This window comes from Falsiroseomonas ponticola (assembly GCF_016805305.1).
GTDB lineage: Bacteria > Pseudomonadota > Alphaproteobacteria > Acetobacterales > Acetobacteraceae > Falsiroseomonas > Falsiroseomonas ponticola.
Genome location: NZ_JAERQN010000005.1, coordinates 340,827 through 356,031 on the forward strand (window position 1 = coordinate 340,827; position 15,205 = coordinate 356,031).

Below are 15,205 nucleotides of genomic sequence, written 5' to 3' on the forward strand. Positions count from 1 at the left end.
CGTCCCATGCTCCGCCGTGCCCTTTTCGCCCTGCCCCTGCTCGCCATCACGGCCGTTGCCCCGGCGCAGGCGCAAAGCTGCGATACGCGCTTCAACTTCCACAACCGGTCCAGCCGGACGGTGACGGAAATCTACTTCGACCGCTCCAGCAACCCGAACTGGACGCGGGACGAACTCGGCGCCGATGTGCTGCCCGCCGGCCGCAGCCGCGCCTTCCGCGCCGCCTATAGCGGCCTCTACGACTTCAAGGCGGTGCTGGACACCGGGCAGAGCGTGGAGCTGCGCCAGGTGGATATCTGCCGCATCACCGACGTGACGGTGACCGACCGCGGGATGAGCGCGCAATAGCGCGCGCCGGCGCGGCAGGACCTGCCGCGCCATTCGCGGCGCGATGAGTTTCGTGGGGGGAGTTTCGCGGGGGGGGGAAGATGGCTCCGGCGGTTGGATTCGAACCAACGACCAACGGATTAACAGTCCGCTGCGCTACCGCTGCGCCACGCCGGATCAGCCAAGGCGGCGGGCTATAGCGAGCGCCCGACGCCGGGTAAAGACCCTCCGGACCAGAAAGCGAAACCGACCCCGGTCGGCGCGCCCCCGCCCCGGAAGGCAGGAAAAAATCAAGGCCGCGGCCGGAATCGAACCGGCATATACGGATTTGCAGTCCGCTGCATCACCACTCTGCCACGCGGCCCCAGGTGGTGCGCCCCCATATCCGGCAGGCAGCGCCGATGGTCAAGCGCGCCGGCGATGTGACGGCGTGTTGCGCCGCAGCGGCGCCGCTTGGCCGCCGCGGCGGCGGCCCGTATAACCGCGTGATGCATGAGGCTGCGACGATGGAATTGTTAACCGCGCTCGACACCACGGAAGCAAGGCGCCGGATGGTCGATGGGCAGCTTCGCCCGAACAAGGTGACGGACCCCCGCGTCATCGCCGCCATGCTGGACCTGCCGCGCGAACGCTTCCTGCCCCCCGCCCTGGCCGCCCGGGCCTATGGCGACGGGATCATCGCGCTGCCCGGCGGCCGCGCCATGCTGACGCCGATGGTGACGGCGCGGCTCATCCAGCTGCTCGGCCTGCGGGACGGGGACCGGATGCTCGTGGTCGGCGCCGGCACCGGCTACCTCTCCGCCGTCGCGGCCCATTGCGGCGCCCGCGTGACGGCGCTGGAGGAGGATGCGGCGCTCCGCGCCATCGCGGCGCCGGCGCTGGGCGGGCTGTTCCCCGCCGGGGCGGTGACGCTGGTGGCGGGCAGCCTGCCGGAGGGGCATGAAGCCGCCGCCCCCTATGACGCCGTGCTGATCGAGGGCGAGGTCCCCGCCATTCCCGCCGCGCTCAGCGCCCAGCTGGCGGAAGGCGGGCGCCTGGCCGCGATCCTGGCCGCCCGCGGGCCGGCCGCCGGGCCCCGGGCCGTGATCGGCCGCAAGGCCGGCGGCAGCTTCGGCGTGACCGATGCCTTCGACTGCGCCACCGTGCCGCTGCCGGCTTTCCAGCCGGCTCCTGGTTTCGTGTTCTGACGTAACGATATACGGCGTGCGGCCCCGGCACCCCCGGGCGCGCGCCGCTTTGTCTTTGATCCCCGGACGGACCCGCTATGCTCGGCGGGCCGCAGGAGCCGCCAGACCATGACGCTGTCCCGCCACGCGCTTGCCCTGACCGCCCTGATGCTGTCGCCGCCCGCGCTGTACGCCACCGCACGCCCGGCCGAGGCGCAGACGCTGCAGGAAGCGCTGGCGATGGCCTATGCCAACAACCCGACGCTGCAGGCCGCCCGCGCCCAGCTTCGCGCGGTGGATGAGAACGTGCCCCAGGCGCTGGCGGGCTGGCGGCCGACGGTGCAGATCACCAGCAGCGTGGGCCAGGCCACCAGCTCCATCGTCGGCTCCAACGAGCCCACCAACACCTCCCGCACCGTCAGCCCCTGGCGGTCGCGCGACGTGGTGAGCAACCAGGCCTCCGTCACCCAGCCGATCTATCGCGGCGGCCGCACCACCGCCTCCACCCGCCGGGCGGAGAACCAGGTGCTGGCGCAGCGCGCCCGCCTGATCGCGACCGAGCAGCAGGTGATGCAGGACACGGTCAACGCCTATGTCGCCGTGATCCGGGACCAGGAGGAGGTCCGCCTCAACATCAACAACGAGCAGGTGCTGACCCGCCAGCTCCAGGCCACCAACGAACGCTTCCGGGTCGGCGAGATCACGCGCACGGACGTGGCGCAGGCGGAAAGCCGGCTCGCGGGGTCCCGCGCCTCCCGCGCCGATTCGGAAGGGCGCCTCCAGCAGTCCCGCGCCACCTTCGCCCGCCTGGTCGGCCAGCCGCCGCAGCGCCTGGTGGCGCCTCAGCCGCTGCGCGTGCCGGTGGCCGATGCGCGGGAAGCCGGCGCCATCGCCAGCCAGAACAACCCGAACGTCGTCGCCGCGCTGTTCGACGAAGCGGCGGCGCGGGACCTGGTGGATGTGAACTTCGCCTCCCTGCTGCCGCAGGTCAGCGTCACCGGCACCACCTTCCGCAACGACAACTCCACCACCGATGGCCTGCGCCAGAACGGCACGCAGGTCACGGCCAACCTGACCGTGCCGCTCTACCAGGGCGGCGCGGAGCATGCCGCCGTCCGCCAGGCGCGGCAGAGCGCGCAGCAGGCCCGCCAGGTGGTGGAGGACCAGCGCCGCGCCGCCACCCAGCAGGCGACCCAGGCGTGGGAGACGCTGACCGCCGCCCGCGCCCAGGTGGAGAGCGTGCGCGCCCAGATCCGCGCGGCCGAGATCGCCCTCGATGGCGTGCAGCGGGAGGCCGTGGTCGGCAGCCGCACGACGCTCGACGTGCTGAACGCCGAGCAGGAACTGCTGAACGCCCGCGTCAGCCTGGTGCGGGCGCTGGCCAACGTCATCACCGCCTCCCACAGCCTGGCGTCCTCGCTGGGCCGCCTGACGGCGCGGGACCTGAACCTGCCCGTGCAGCTCTACGACATGGAAGGCTACTACCGCGAGGTCCGGAACCGCTGGGCCGGCTGGGGCGACTACAACCCGGCCACGGGGCGCTGAGCGCATGAGCGGCGCGGGCGGCAAGCCGGGCGGGGCACCGGGCGCCGGGCAGGGCGCGGATCCGGCGATGGACGACATCCTCGCCTCCATCCGCCGCATCCTGAACGAGGACGAGACGCCGGCCACCCCGAGCCCCGCCGGCCCGCCGGCGGCGGAGCCGCTGGAACTGACCGAGGCGATGCTGGTGGCGAGCCCGCCGCCGCCGGAGCCCGAGGCCGCGCCCACCCATGTCGCCCTGCCGGCCGATCCGGAGCCGGAGGGCCCGCCGCAGCCCCTGCCGGTGGCCGCCGCGCCGGTGCCGGCCGCGCCTTCCATGGAAGGGCTGGTCGCCCCGGCCGTCGCGGCCGCCACCACGGCGGCGCTCGGCCAGCTGCTGCGCAGCGTGGCGGCGGAACGCCAGGCGCCGGTCTATCGAAGCGGCCCGACCATCGAGGATGTGGTGCGGGAGGAACTCCGCCCGCTGCTGAAGGAGTGGCTCGACCAGCACCTGCCGCCGCTGGTGGAGCGGCTGGTGCGCGCCGAGATCGAGCGCGTGGTGGGCCGGGCGCTGCCCTGAGGCGCCCGCCGGCCGGGGGTCACTCCGGCCGGATGTTGTTCTCCCGGATCACCGCGGCCCAGGTTTCCGTCTGGCGGTCGATGAAGGCGCCGAATTCGGCCGGCGTGTTGCCGACGATCTCGACACCCATCGGGCCGCTCAGGCGTTCCCGCACCTCCGGCACCTGCAGGGCCTTCACGATGGCGTCCCGCATGCGCGTGACGATCTCCGCCGGCACCCGCGCCGGGGCCAGCATGCCCCACCAGGCCAGGGCATCGATGCCCGGCACGCCCGCTTCCGCCACCGTCGGCAGGTCCGGGAAGAGGCTCGACCGCCGCGCGCCGGTCTGGGCGAGGGGGCGGAGCGAGACGCCGACCTGCCCGCCGAGCCCGGCATGGGAGGCGACGGGCATGTCCAGCTCCCCGGCCGCGGCCGCGGCGCTCATCGGGCCGCCGCCGCGATAGGGCACATGGATCATCGTCACCCCCGCCAGCTGCTGCAGGCGGGACATGGTGAGGTGCGCCAGGCTGCCGACGCCGATGGAGCCATAGGTGATGGTATCCGGCCTGGCGCGCGCCGCCGCGATCACCTCCGCGAGCGTCTGCCAGGGCCGGGCGCGATGCGTCGTGATGATCATGGGCGCGGAGCCCACCAGGCTGACGGGCTGGAGGTCCCGCTTCGGGTCGAAGCCCAGATTCGGGATGAAGGACGGGTTCACCGCATGGCTGTCGAACACCATGACGAAGGTCAGCCCATCCGCCGGCGCCCGCGCGGCGACGGCGGTGCCGAGCGCGCCGGAGGCGCCGGGCCGGTTCTCGATGACGATGGACTGGCCGAGATCGGCGGCGATGCGCGGCTGCAGCAGCCGCGTGATCGTGTCCATGCTGCCGCCGGGCGGGAAGGGGACGATGATGCGGATGGGGCCGGACGGCCAGGCGGGCTGCGCCACGGCCGGTGAGGCCAGGGCTGCCAGCAAGACTCCGCGGCGTGTCGCGCGCATGGTCGTTCCCCCGTGTGGTTGGCGGCAGGATGCGGCGCGGCCCCGCGCGCGGCAAGCCACGCGCCCTTGACGCGCGCGCGCCGGCGGGGAAGGGATGCCGCCATGCTCGACAAATCCTTTGACCCCGCCGCCGTGGAAGCCCGCCTCTACAAGGGGTGGGAGGAGAGCGGCGCCTTCGCCGCCAACCCGGCTTCCGCCGCGAAGCCCTTCACCATCATGATCCCGCCGCCCAACGTCACGGGCAGCCTGCATATCGGCCATGCCCTGACCATGTCGGTGCAGGACATGCTGACGCGCTACCGCCGCATGCAGGGGCGGGACGCGCTGTGGCAGCCCGGCACGGACCATGCCGGCATCGCGACCCAGATGGTGGTGGAACGCCTGCTGGGCAGCCAGGGGCTGGACCGCCGGACCATGGGGCGGGAGGCCTTCCTGGCCCATGTCTGGGAATGGAAGGCGCAGTCCGGCGGCACCATCACCCGGCAGCTCCGCCGCCTCGGCGCCTCGCTCGACTGGCCGCGGGAGCGCTTCACCATGGATGAGGGCCTGTCGGAGGCGGTGCGGGAGGTCTTCGTGACCCTCTACCGCCAGGGCCTGCTCTACCGCGACCGCCGCCTGGTGAACTGGGACCCGGTGTTCCAGACCGCGATCTCCGACCTCGAGGTGGAGAGCCGGGAGGTGAAGGGCAGCCTCTGGTACCTGAAATACCCCGTCGAGGGTCAGCCCGGCCGCTTCCTGACGGTCGCGACCACGCGGCCGGAGACGATGCTGGGCGACACCGCCATCGCCGTGCACCCGACGGATGAGCGCTTCGCCGACCTCGTCGGGCAGAACGTCATCCTGCCGCTGACCGGGCGCCGCGTGCCGGTGGTGGCCGATGAATACTCCGACCCCGAGAAGGGCACGGGCGCGGTGAAGATCACCCCGGCGCATGACTTCAACGATTTCGAGGTCGGCAGGCGCCACGGGTTGGCGATGCTCTCGGTGCTCGATGCCGACGCCAAGGTGACGGTGGCGGAGATCGGCGCGGCGCTGACCGCCGATGGCGGCGATCCCGACTTCGTCCGCGGCCTGGACGGGATGGAGCGCTTCGCCGCGCGCAAGGCGATCGTGGCCAAGCTGGAGGAGCTGGGCCTGCTCGAGAAGATCGAGCCCCACACCCACCAGGTCCCGCATGGCGACCGCAGCGGCGTGCCGATCGAGCCGCGGCTGACCATGCAGTGGTACGTGGATGCGAAGACGCTGGCGCAGCCCGCCATCAAGGCGGTGGAGACCGGGCAGACCGTCTTCGTGCCGCGGCAGTGGGAGAACACCTTCTTCGCCTGGATGCGCGACATCCAGCCCTGGTGCGTGTCCCGCCAGCTCTGGTGGGGCCACCAGATCCCCGCCTGGTACGCGCCGGATGGGGAAGTCTTCGTCGCCAAGTCCGAGGAGGAAGCGGCCGCGCTCGCCCGCGAGAAATTCGGCCGCGACGTGACGCTGGTGCGGGACGAGGACGTGCTGGACACCTGGTTCAGCAGCGCGCTCTGGCCCTTCTCCACGCTGGGCTGGCCGCAGAAGACGCCGGAACTGGCGAAGTACTATCCCGGCGATGTGCTGGTGACGGGCTTCGACATCATCTTCTTCTGGGTCGCCCGCATGATGATGATGGGCATCCACTTCATGGGGGAGGTGCCCTTCCGGCACGTCTACATCCATGGCCTGGTCCGGGACGAGAAGGGCCAGAAGATGTCCAAGTCCAAGGGCAACGTCATGGACCCGCTGGAGCTGATCGACGCCTTCGGTGCCGATGCGCTCCGCTTCACCATCGCCTCCCTCACGGGCCCCGGCCGCGACGTGAAGCTCGGCCGCAAGCGCGTCGAGGATTTTCGTTCATTCGGCACCAAGCTGTGGAACGCGGCGCGGTTCCTGGAGATGAACGGGATCGCGGCCGACAAGCGCTTCGACCCCGCCTCGGCCACGCTGCCGCTCTCCCGCTGGATCCTGGATGGCGCGAACCGCGCGGTGGCGGAGGCGACGGCGGCGCTGGAAGCCTATCGCTTCGATGAATACGCCAATGCCTGCTACCGCTTCGCCTGGGGCAGCTTCTGCGACTGGTTCCTCGAATTCGCGAAGCCCGTGCTGAACGGCGGCGACGAGGCCGCGAAGGCCGAGGTGAAGGGCGCGGCGCAGCATGTCTTCGGCACCATTCTGCGGCTGCTGCACCCCGCCATGCCCTACGTCACGGAGGAGCTGTGGCACCTCTTCGGCTATGGCCCCGAATGCTCCCTGATCCGGGAAAGCTGGCCGGCGGCCGCCGAGGTGCGGGATGCCGAGGCGGCGCGGGAGGAGCTGGACTGGGTGGTCTCCTTCGTGGGCGACGTCCGGGCCGTGCGGGCGGAGATGAATGTCCCGCCCTCCGTCACCGTGCCGCTGCTGCTCTCCGGTGCCTCCGGCGCCACGCTGGCGCGGGCGGAGGCCTGGCTCGACGTGATCCGCCGCATGGCCCGCGCGACCGAGGTGAAGGCGCTGGAGGGCGCGGCGCCCAAGGGTGTCGCGCAGGTGGTGGTGGGGGAGGCGACGGTGATGCTGCCGCTCGCCGACGTCATCGACCTGGCCGCGGAGCGCACGCGCCTCGCCAAGGCCCGCGCGGCCGCGGAGGGCGAGGCGAAGAAGATCAGCGGCAAACTCGGCAACGCCGATTTCGTCGCCCGCGCGCCGGAGGAGGTGGTGGAGGAGAACCGGGAACGCCTGGCCGCCGCGCAGGCGGAGATGGCGCGCCTCGATGCCGCCATGGCGCGGATCGCCGGGTAGAGGCGATGGATTCCGGCACGCTGAAGCTCTTCGCCGCCATCTTCCTGTTCAGCCTGCCGGTGCTGCTCGGCACGCCGCTGCTGACGGGAAGGCGGATAGGCAGCCATGTCGTGAGCAAGCCTGAGGCGCAGGCGCTGACGGCGATGGCGGGCCTGGTGCTGGGCGTGGGCTACCTGCTGGTGATCGGCTGAGCTGTCAGTCCTCGAAGAGGCTCTCGACCTGGACGGTGATGCCGGGCGGGTCGAGGGTGAGGGGGCCAGTGGGAAGGATCATGGTCATGATCCGCCCATCCGCCTCCTTCCGGTGGTGGACGACGATCCGCTTCACGGCGTCGATCAGCAGATAGTGCCGGATGCTGTCGAGCCGCATGTAGTCGAGGAACTTCGCCACCGCGTCGACGCGGCTGGTGGAGGGGGAACTGACCTCCACCACGATCACGGGGTTGGGGGCGACTAGGGCGGCCGGCGCGGGCCGCGGTCCGCAATTGACCAGCACATCCGGCTGGTAGGCGGTACTCGGCCCGACGGCGACTGCCAGGCTGTCCCGATAGGCCCGGCCATCGACGCCGGCGGCGCGGATCGCGTTCCGCAGCGCGAGCCAGGCCGCGGCCTTCGCCTCGCCATGGATCGCCCGCTCCGGCGCCATGGCGACGACGCGGCCTTCCTCCAGCTCGCAGCGGGGGCGCGGAGCCGCATCCACCCAGGCGCAGAACGCCTCGACGGTCATGCTCTCGGTCGGCAGTTCGGTCTGTTCGGACATGGCGTCCAGGATATGGGGACCGCGCGCACCCTACGCCACCATCCCCCCTTACCCGCAAGCGCGCCTTGTGGCAGGCAGGGGCAGGGATCGGGCGGCCCTGGCCGGGACAGGGAACGCGCCGACGGGAACAGGGAAGACCGCCAGCATGACCCAGTGGGACAAGTCGAAGCTGCCCAGCCGCCACACCACCGTGGGGCCGGAACGCGCGCCGCATCGCAGCTACTACTACGCGATGGGCCTGACGAAGGAGGAGATCGCCCAGCCCTTCGTCGGCGTCGCCACCTGCTGGAACGAGGCCGCGCCCTGCAACATCGCCCTCTCCCGCCAGGCGCAATCCGTGAAGGTCGGCGTGAAGGAAGCGGGCGCGACGCCGCGCGAATTCACCACCATCACCGTCACCGACGGCATCGCCATGGGCCACCAGTCCATGAAGTCCTCGCTGGCCTCGCGCGACATCATCGCGGACAGCGTGGAACTGACGATGCGCGGCCATTGCTATGACGCGCTGGTCGGGCTCGGCGGCTGCGACAAGACACTGCCGGGGCTGATGATGGCGATGGTGCGCCTCAACGTGCCCTCCGTCTTCATGTATGGCGGCTCCATCATGCCGGGGAAGCATCGCGGGCGGGACGTCACGGTGCTCGACGTGTTCGAGGCCGTGGGCCAGCACGCCGCCGGCAACATGTCCGACGAGGAGCTGCAGGAGCTGGAGGAGCATGCCTGCCCCGGTGCTGGCGCCTGCGGCGGCCAGTTCACCGCCAACACCATGGCCTGCATCTCCGAAGTCATCGGCCTGGCGCTGCCCGGCTCCGCCGGCGCCCCCGCGCCCGACCAGCGGCGGGACCATTGGGCGGTCGAATCCGGCAAGGCGGTGGTGGAGCTGATCCGCCGCAACCTCCGCCCGCGCGACATCGTCACCAAGGATGCGCTGTTCAACGCCGCCGCCATCGTCGGCGCCACCGGCGGGTCCACCAACGCCGCGCTGCACCTGCCCGCCATCGCGCATGAGGCCGGCATCAAGTTCGACATCCACGACGTGGCCGAGATCATGCGCGCCACGCCGCACATCGCGGACCTCAAGCCCGGCGGGAAGTATGTCGCGCTGGATGTCTTCAACGTCGGCGGCGTGCCCGTCATCATCAAGGCGCTGCTGGAAGGCGGCTATCTCCGCGGCGATGCCATCACCGTCACCGGCAAGTCCCTGGCGGAGAACCACCGGGAGGTGATCGTCCCGCGCGACCAGGATGTGGTGCGCCCGACCTCCGACCCCGTCTCCCCCATCGGCGGCGTCGTCTCGCTGAAGGGTACGCTGGCGCCGGAGGGGGCCATCGTGAAGATCGCCGGCATGAAGAACCTGCGCTTCGAGGGCACGGCGCTCTGCTTCGATTGCGAGGAGGATGCCTTCAAGGCCGTGGACATGCGCGCCTACAAGCCGGGCGACGTCATCATCATCCGCTACGAGGGCCCGAAGGGCGGCCCGGGGATGCGGGAGATGCTGTCCACCACCTCCGCCATCTATGGCCAGGGCATGGGCGACAAGGTGGCCCTCATCACCGATGGCCGCTTCAGCGGCGCCACGCGCGGCTTCTGCATCGGCCATGTCGGGCCGGAAGCGGCGGTCGGCGGGCCCATCGCGCTGCTGAAGAATGGCGACCGCATCGTCATCGATGCCGAGAAGGGCACCATCGACGTGCTGGTGGATGAGGCCGAGATGCAGGCCCGCCGCGCCGCCTGGACGCCGCGCAAGACGGACTACACCAGCGGCGCGCTGTGGAAATACGCGCAGCTCGTCGGCCCCGCCTCGCAGGGTGCCGTGACGCATCCCGGCGCGGCCGGGGAGAGCCACATCTACGCCGACCAGTGAAGCGCTGACGGAACGCATGGCGGCCCGCCACGGTGCCGCCATGCCGCCGCCGCGTGGCGCCCGCGGGGTTGCCACCATCGCGGCGTAGGGCAGGGGGGTGCGGCCGATCCGGGCCGCGCGCCAGGACGGCCTGCAAACATTCCGGCGCCTGCGCGTTGGGATGGGCGTGCCGAAGGAGCCCTTGCGATGAAGATGCTTCGCCCCCTGCTGCTGCTGGCGGGGCTGGCCGGGTTGCCAGGCTGCGTGGTCGCCGAGGTCCCGCCGCCCTATGCCTATCGTCCCGCACCGCCGGTCTATGTCGCGCCGCCGCCGCCCCCCGTCTATTACGCGCCGCGCCCCTATTACGGCCCCCGCGCCTATGGCTACCGGCCCTATCGCGGCTGGTGAGGGTGCTGCCATGAAGGCGCCGTCATCGCCGTGACATCGCCCTGATCCCGCCCCGAGCCCGGCACGGGGCGGGCGTTTCATCATCAGGCGCGGCGGAATCGCCTTCCAACCCTCATCCCCGCCGCCGGAGACCGGTCATGCAACGCCTTCGTGCGCTGCTCCTCGTCCTGCCCCTGGCCTTCGCCCCCGGCTGCGTCATCGCCGGGGACCTGACCCCGGTGCATGGGGGCGGATATTACGGCGGCGGCTACGGCTATGGCCGCCCCTACTACGCGCCGCCGCCGCCTCCGCCCGTCTTCTACCGCCCGCAGCCGGTCTACCGGCCCTACTACGCTCCCCCGCCCCGCCACTGGGGCCCGCCGCCGCGGCACCATGAGCGGCATTGGGACCGCCGCTGGGACCGCCGCTGGTAGGGGCGTCAGGCCTCGATATCGACGAGCAGCGGCGTGTGGTCGGAGGGGCTTTCCTCCGCCCTAGGATCGACATCCACCACCGCCGCCGAAAGCCTCTCCGCCAGCTCGGCGGAGAGGAGGGCGTGGTCGATCCGCAGCCCCGCATTGCGCTCGAAGGCGCTGCCATAGTCCCAGTAGGTATAGGTCCGCTCCCCGGGGTGCAGGGCGCGCAGCGCGTCGGTCAGGCCGAGATTCTCCAGCGCCCGCCAGGCGGCCCGTGTCTCCGGCCGCACCAGCGCATCGGTCGGCGGCAGGGCGCCCGGGGCCAGGTCCAGCGCCGTCGGGCAGACATTGAAGTCGCCGAGCACGGCGTAGGGCGTGAAGCGGTCCAGTCGCTCCCGCGCCAGCAGCCGCAGGCGTTCCATCCAGCGCAGCTTGTAGGCGTAGCCTTCCTCGCCGCCGGAATTGCCGTTGGGCAAATAGATGCCCGCCACCTGCATGCCCAGCGCCGCCACCTCGATGTAGCGGGCCTGGCTGTCCTGCTCGTCGCCGGGCAGGGCCTCGGCCACCACCTCGAACGCCACGCCCGGCTTCGCCAGCACCGCCACGCCGTTCCGCCCGCCCTGCTGCCCGACCGCCTTCATCCGGTAGCCGGAGGCGGCGAGTTCCAGCTCGGGAAATTCCTCGGTCCTGCACTTCAGCTCCTGCAGGAACAGCAGGTCCGGCTGCTGCCGCGCCAGGAAGCGCAGGATGTGGGGCGCCCGCTTGCGGACGGAGTTCACGTTGAAGCTGGCGAGGCGGATCATGCGCCGGACACTGCGCCGCCGGCGCGGCCGGATCAACCGCCCCAAGGATTGCCCCGCAGCAGGGCCCGGTAGCGGCCGGGCGGCACGCCGGTGCGGCGGGCGAATTCGCGCGTGAAATGCGCCTGGTCGCTGAAGCCGCAGGCGAAGCCTATGGCGGGCAGGGGCGGCGGATCGGGATCGGACAGCGCCGCGCAGGCCGCCCGCAGCTGCACCGCCCGCTGCACCGCGATGAAGCTGGCCCCGCCTTCCGCCAGCCGGCGCTGCAGGCTGCGCGCGGAGAAGCCGAGCGCCTTGGCCGCCGCCGCCAGGCTCCAGCCCCGCGCCGGGTCCTCCGCCAGCAGCGCCGCCAGCCGCTCCGCCGGCGGCAGCGTGGCGAAGGGCAGGGGCTCGGCGGGTGCCGCGCCAGGCGGATCGGGCTCCGCGGCCCAGCGCAGCTGCCAGGTGCCGGTGGCTTGGCGATCGATCGCCGCTTTTGCGGCGTCCGCCTCCCAGCGCCCCTCCGCCAGCAGGGGGCGGCCATCCATCGCGGCCTCGATTCCCGCGCAGCCGATGGCGGCCAGCAGCCCGGCCTGCATGCCGAGGATCAGCAGATCCTCCGCCGGCGCCGGCGCGCCCGCCGCGCCGATGGCGACATGCCGCACCTGCCAGGCCCGCGCCGCCTCGCCGCCCGGTGCCTCGGCCTCCAGGATCGTGCGGTGGTGGGAATGGGCGTAGCGCTCCAGCCGCTGCCAGCGGCGCAGCACGTCGCCGCCGCCGCGGGCGCGCAGCAGGGTGTGCAGCAGGGGGTGGAAGCCGGTGCCGCGCAGCGCCTCCCCCAGCCGCAGCAGCGCCACCGGCCCATGCGCGGCCAGGATCGCCTGCAGCAGCCCGCGCTTGGCATCGAGCGGCACCGCCGCGCCGCCCAGCCGGTGCGCGAGCGCCGGCCCGCTCGGCATCGGCGCCGGCAGGCCCTGCCGCGCCAGCCCCTCCAGCACCAGGCCCAGCAGGCCCGCGGAGGCGAAGGCCCGAACCGTCATGCCGCCACCGGCAGCGCCGCCGGGTGGCCGCCGCGCAGCCGCCCGATGGCGTTGAAGATCGCCGCGGCGGCGGGGCCGAGCGCCGTCTCCCCGGCGCCGCCGGGCCGCGCATCGCCCTCGATCAGCGCCAGCTCCATCCGGCGCGGCAGCGCGACCGGCGCCGGCAGGCCGAGCGGCATGCCGCCGATGGGCACGGCCTCGCCGCCCCGCAGCGCCAGGCCCTCGGTCAGCACCATGCCGATCGCCCAGACCATGTTGCCCTCCATCTGCGCCCGCACCGCATCGGGGTCGAGCACCCGCCCGCTATCCTGCGCGGCCCAGAGCCCCTCCACCCGCACGCCGCCGGGCGCCGCCGGATCGGCCGCGACCTCCGCCACCACCGCCGCCCAGGAGGCGCCCTTGTAGGGCGCGCAGCCCAGGCCGAGCGCATGCCCCGCCGGCAGCGCCCGGCCCCAGCCGGCCATGGTGGCGGCGCGGCGCAGGCAGGCGGCAAGCCGGGGCTCCGCCGCCAGGTGGCGCAGCCGCAGCGCCAGCGGGTCCTGCCCGGATCGCCAGGCCAGCGCCTCCATCGCCGCCTCGATCGCCAGCGCATTGGGCGCGGCGCCGAGCCCGCGCCAGGGCCCGGTCGGCACCGGCAGGCGCACCGTGTCGAAGGCGCTGCGCGCGGCGCCCGGGGGCAGGGCATAGGGCGGCAGCGCGCCGCGCGCGACGCCGCCATCGGCCGCCACGGCGCCCGCCACGCGCTGCAGCCAGGGCGGCATGGCGGCGGCGGTGAACAGCACATGGCCGGAGGCGAAGCCATGCGACCAGGCCGCGATCATGCCATCCGCGCCAAGCCGCGCGCGCAGGCGGTGGGAGGAAGGCGGGCGGTGATAGGCGGCGCTCAGCTCCTCCGCCCGCGACCAGGCCAGCAGAACGGGCCGGGGGGCGACGGCCCGCGCCAGCAGCGCGGCCTCCACCTCCACCAGCGGCACGGCGCGGCCGCCGAAGCCGCCGCCCATGCGGCAGGAGATGACGGTGACGGCGGCCTCCGCCAGGCCGAAGCGGCGCGCCAGCACGCGGCGGGCGAAGAAGGCATCCTGCGTCCCGGCCCGGACCTCCAGCTGCGTCCCGCCCGCCGACCAGCGGGCGATCGCGGCGCGGGGCTCCAGCGCCGCATGCGCGGCCAGCGGGATGTCGAGGCGGAGGTCCACATCCCAGGGCCCCTCCGGCGACCCGGCGAGCAGGCGGTGGGAAAGGTTGCCCGCGGCGAGCCGCCGGTCGATGTCCATGGCCGCGGCCAGCTCTTCCTCCCCCCAGGCCTCGCCGCCTTCCCAGGCCGGGCGCAGCGCCGCCAGGGCATCGGCCAGCAGCCCCGGCCGTTCCGCCACCAGGCCGGCCTGCCCGCCTTCCCGCACCAGCACCACCCCGGGCGGCAGGGCGCCATCCAGCGCCGCCAGCCGCGCGCCCGGGCGGGGCGGGCGCAGCATGGCCCCGAACAGCCGGTCGGGCGGGGCGAGGTCCGCGACGAAGACTGGATCGCCCGCCAGGATGGCGGCGATCTCGGCCGGCGGGCCCGCCGGCGGGGGCGCGGGTTCCGCCGCCGCGCCGGCCAGCGCGCCCCAGCCGATCCGCTGGCCGCCGGGGGCGGCGAAGCCCGCGGCCTCCACCACCAGCGCATCCGGCGCCACGCCGAGCCGCGCCGCCGCCGCCGCGCGCAGCGCCCCGGCCAGCTGCGCCGCCGCCCTGCGCAGCGGCGGGCCGAAGAGCTGGATGGATTCGCTGCCGACGGTGGCGCGCACCGGGGCCATGGCATCGGTGCGCGGCAGCACCAGCGCGATGGCGGCGGGCGGCACGCCGAGTTCGGCGGCGGCCAGGCGGCGCAGCGCCTCCCCCACCCGTTGCCCCATCTCCTGCCTTGGGCTGTGCAGCAGGAAGCGCCCGTCGCGGCCGAGCGCGAGCCAGTCCCGCGCCGCGGCCTCATCCCCCGGGTCGGGGCGGGGCGGCAGGGGCGGGATGGCGCCGCAGGCCGGCAGCGCCGCCAGCGCCACGAAGGCCAGGCCGTGGCGCAGCGCCAGGCGGCGGGACAGGGCGCTCACGACCGGCCCTCCGCCAGGCGGCGCGCCGCATCGGCGACGGCGTCGCGAATCCGGGGCTGGGTGCCGCAGCGGCAGAGGTTGCCGGCCATCGCGGCCTCGATCGCCGCGCTGCCGGGCGCGGGCGTCGCCGCCAGCAGCGCCGCGGCCGTGACCACCTGGCCGGACTGGCAATAGCCGCATTGCGGCACCGCGGCGGCGGCCCAGGCGGCGGTCACCGCCCGCATCGCCGCGCTGCCGCCCAGCCCCTCGAAGGTCGTGATGGCGCGGCCCTCGGCCTCTCCGGCCGTGATCCCGCAGCTGCGCGCCGCGGCGCCATCCACCAGCACGGTGCAGGCGCCGCAGAGCCCGACGCCGCAGCCGAGCCGCGTGGCTGTCAGCCCGAGCCTGTAGCGCAGCACCGCCAGCAGGCTTTCCCCGCGCCATTCGGCCGGGACCTCCCGCGCCACGCCATTCACCGCCAGCCGCATCCATGCCTCCGTTCGCCGTTGCGGCGCGGAGGTGGGGGCGGGGCGGGGCGCGATCTTGAACGATCACGCC

The 15,205-nt window shown here is 73.4% G+C and carries 15 protein-coding genes and 2 tRNA genes; 9 read left to right on the top strand and 8 right to left on the bottom strand.

Annotation, left to right across the window (positions count from 1 at the left end; all coding sequences use genetic code 11):
* Positions 1-6: 6 nt before the first annotated feature.
* Positions 7-348, top strand: a complete 342-nt coding sequence (locus JJI54_RS17195) for a hypothetical protein (protein ID WP_203074241.1) — start codon at positions 7-9, stop codon at positions 346-348.
* 81 nt (positions 349-429) lie between these two features.
* On the opposite strand, the gene JJI54_RS17200 is transcribed toward JJI54_RS17195, so the two are convergent.
* A tRNA-Asn gene (locus tag JJI54_RS17200) sits at positions 430-504 on the bottom strand.
* A gap of 116 nt (positions 505-620) precedes the next feature.
* A tRNA-Cys gene (locus tag JJI54_RS17205) sits at positions 621-691 on the bottom strand.
* Between the two features lie 37 nt (positions 692-728).
* Here JJI54_RS17205 and JJI54_RS17210 point away from each other — a divergent pair.
* From JJI54_RS17210 to JJI54_RS32760, 3 genes are all read left to right on the top strand, one after another.
* Entirely contained in the window at positions 729-1,514 is a 786-nt protein-coding gene (locus JJI54_RS17210) for a protein-L-isoaspartate O-methyltransferase family protein (protein ID WP_226381839.1), read from the top strand.
* 108 nt (positions 1,515-1,622) lie between these two features.
* Entirely contained in the window at positions 1,623-3,038 is a 1,416-nt protein-coding gene (locus JJI54_RS17215) for a TolC family outer membrane protein (protein ID WP_203074242.1), read from the top strand.
* A gap of 67 nt (positions 3,039-3,105) precedes the next feature.
* A complete protein-coding gene (locus tag JJI54_RS32760; protein WP_203074243.1) occupies positions 3,106-3,594 on the top strand; it encodes a DUF2497 domain-containing protein in 489 nt (162 codons plus the stop codon).
* Positions 3,595-3,613: 19 nt separating this feature from the next.
* Here JJI54_RS32760 and JJI54_RS17225 read toward each other — a convergent pair whose 3' ends face one another.
* The gene (locus JJI54_RS17225) at positions 3,614-4,573 is read right to left on the bottom strand and encodes a Bug family tripartite tricarboxylate transporter substrate binding protein (protein WP_203074244.1); all 960 of its coding nucleotides are present in this window, start codon (positions 4,571-4,573) and stop codon (positions 3,614-3,616) included.
* 102 nt (positions 4,574-4,675) lie between these two features.
* On the opposite strand from JJI54_RS17225, the gene JJI54_RS17230 reads away from it, so the two are divergent.
* Complete coding sequence (locus JJI54_RS17230; RefSeq protein ID WP_203074245.1) at positions 4,676-7,366, top strand: valine--tRNA ligase; 2,691 nt, start codon at positions 4,676-4,678, stop codon at positions 7,364-7,366.
* Positions 7,367-7,371: 5 nt separating this feature from the next.
* Positions 7,372-7,557, top strand: a complete 186-nt coding sequence (locus tag JJI54_RS17235) for a hypothetical protein (protein ID WP_203074246.1) — start codon at positions 7,372-7,374, stop codon at positions 7,555-7,557.
* 4 nt (positions 7,558-7,561) lie between these two features.
* On the opposite strand, the gene JJI54_RS17240 is transcribed toward JJI54_RS17235, so the two are convergent.
* Positions 7,562-8,125: a Uma2 family endonuclease gene (locus tag JJI54_RS17240; RefSeq protein ID WP_203074247.1), complete on the bottom strand. Its 564-nt coding sequence runs from the start codon at positions 8,123-8,125 to the stop codon at positions 7,562-7,564.
* A gap of 145 nt (positions 8,126-8,270) precedes the next feature.
* Between JJI54_RS17240 and ilvD the strand changes: the two genes are divergently transcribed.
* The 3 genes from ilvD (at position 8,271) to JJI54_RS17255 (ending at position 10,789) form a co-directional block, all read left to right on the top strand.
* Positions 8,271-9,989 (top strand): dihydroxy-acid dehydratase, encoded by a 1,719-nt coding sequence (gene ilvD, locus JJI54_RS17245; RefSeq protein WP_203074248.1) that lies wholly within the window; start codon positions 8,271-8,273, stop codon positions 9,987-9,989.
* 186 nt (positions 9,990-10,175) lie between these two features.
* The gene (locus JJI54_RS17250; protein WP_203074249.1) at positions 10,176-10,376 is read left to right on the top strand and encodes a hypothetical protein; all 201 of its coding nucleotides are present in this window, start codon (positions 10,176-10,178) and stop codon (positions 10,374-10,376) included.
* A 137-nt stretch (positions 10,377-10,513) separates the two neighbouring features.
* Positions 10,514-10,789 carry a neuropeptide-like protein 29 gene (locus JJI54_RS17255; protein WP_203074250.1) on the top strand — a complete coding sequence of 92 codons (276 nt, stop codon included), beginning with the start codon at positions 10,514-10,516 and terminating at the stop codon, positions 10,787-10,789.
* A 5-nt stretch (positions 10,790-10,794) separates the two neighbouring features.
* Here JJI54_RS17255 and xth read toward each other — a convergent pair whose 3' ends face one another.
* From xth to JJI54_RS17275, 4 genes are read right to left on the bottom strand one after another with little or no spacing between them, the layout of a single operon-like run.
* Positions 10,795-11,571, bottom strand: a complete 777-nt coding sequence (gene xth, locus JJI54_RS17260; RefSeq protein WP_203074358.1) for an exodeoxyribonuclease III — start codon at positions 11,569-11,571, stop codon at positions 10,795-10,797.
* Between the two features lie 35 nt (positions 11,572-11,606).
* The gene (locus JJI54_RS17265) at positions 11,607-12,590 is read right to left on the bottom strand and encodes a helix-turn-helix transcriptional regulator (RefSeq protein ID WP_203074251.1); all 984 of its coding nucleotides are present in this window, start codon (positions 12,588-12,590) and stop codon (positions 11,607-11,609) included.
* The gene (locus tag JJI54_RS17270; RefSeq protein WP_203074252.1) at positions 12,587-14,668 is read right to left on the bottom strand and encodes a molybdopterin cofactor-binding domain-containing protein; all 2,082 of its coding nucleotides are present in this window, start codon (positions 14,666-14,668) and stop codon (positions 12,587-12,589) included. The genes JJI54_RS17265 and JJI54_RS17270 overlap by 4 nt, the downstream gene beginning before the upstream one ends.
* Positions 14,665-15,135: a (2Fe-2S)-binding protein gene (locus JJI54_RS17275; RefSeq protein ID WP_203074253.1), complete on the bottom strand. Its 471-nt coding sequence runs from the start codon at positions 15,133-15,135 to the stop codon at positions 14,665-14,667. Before JJI54_RS17275 ends, JJI54_RS17270 begins: the two co-directional genes overlap by 4 nt.
* Between the last annotated feature and the right edge of the window lie 70 nt (positions 15,136-15,205).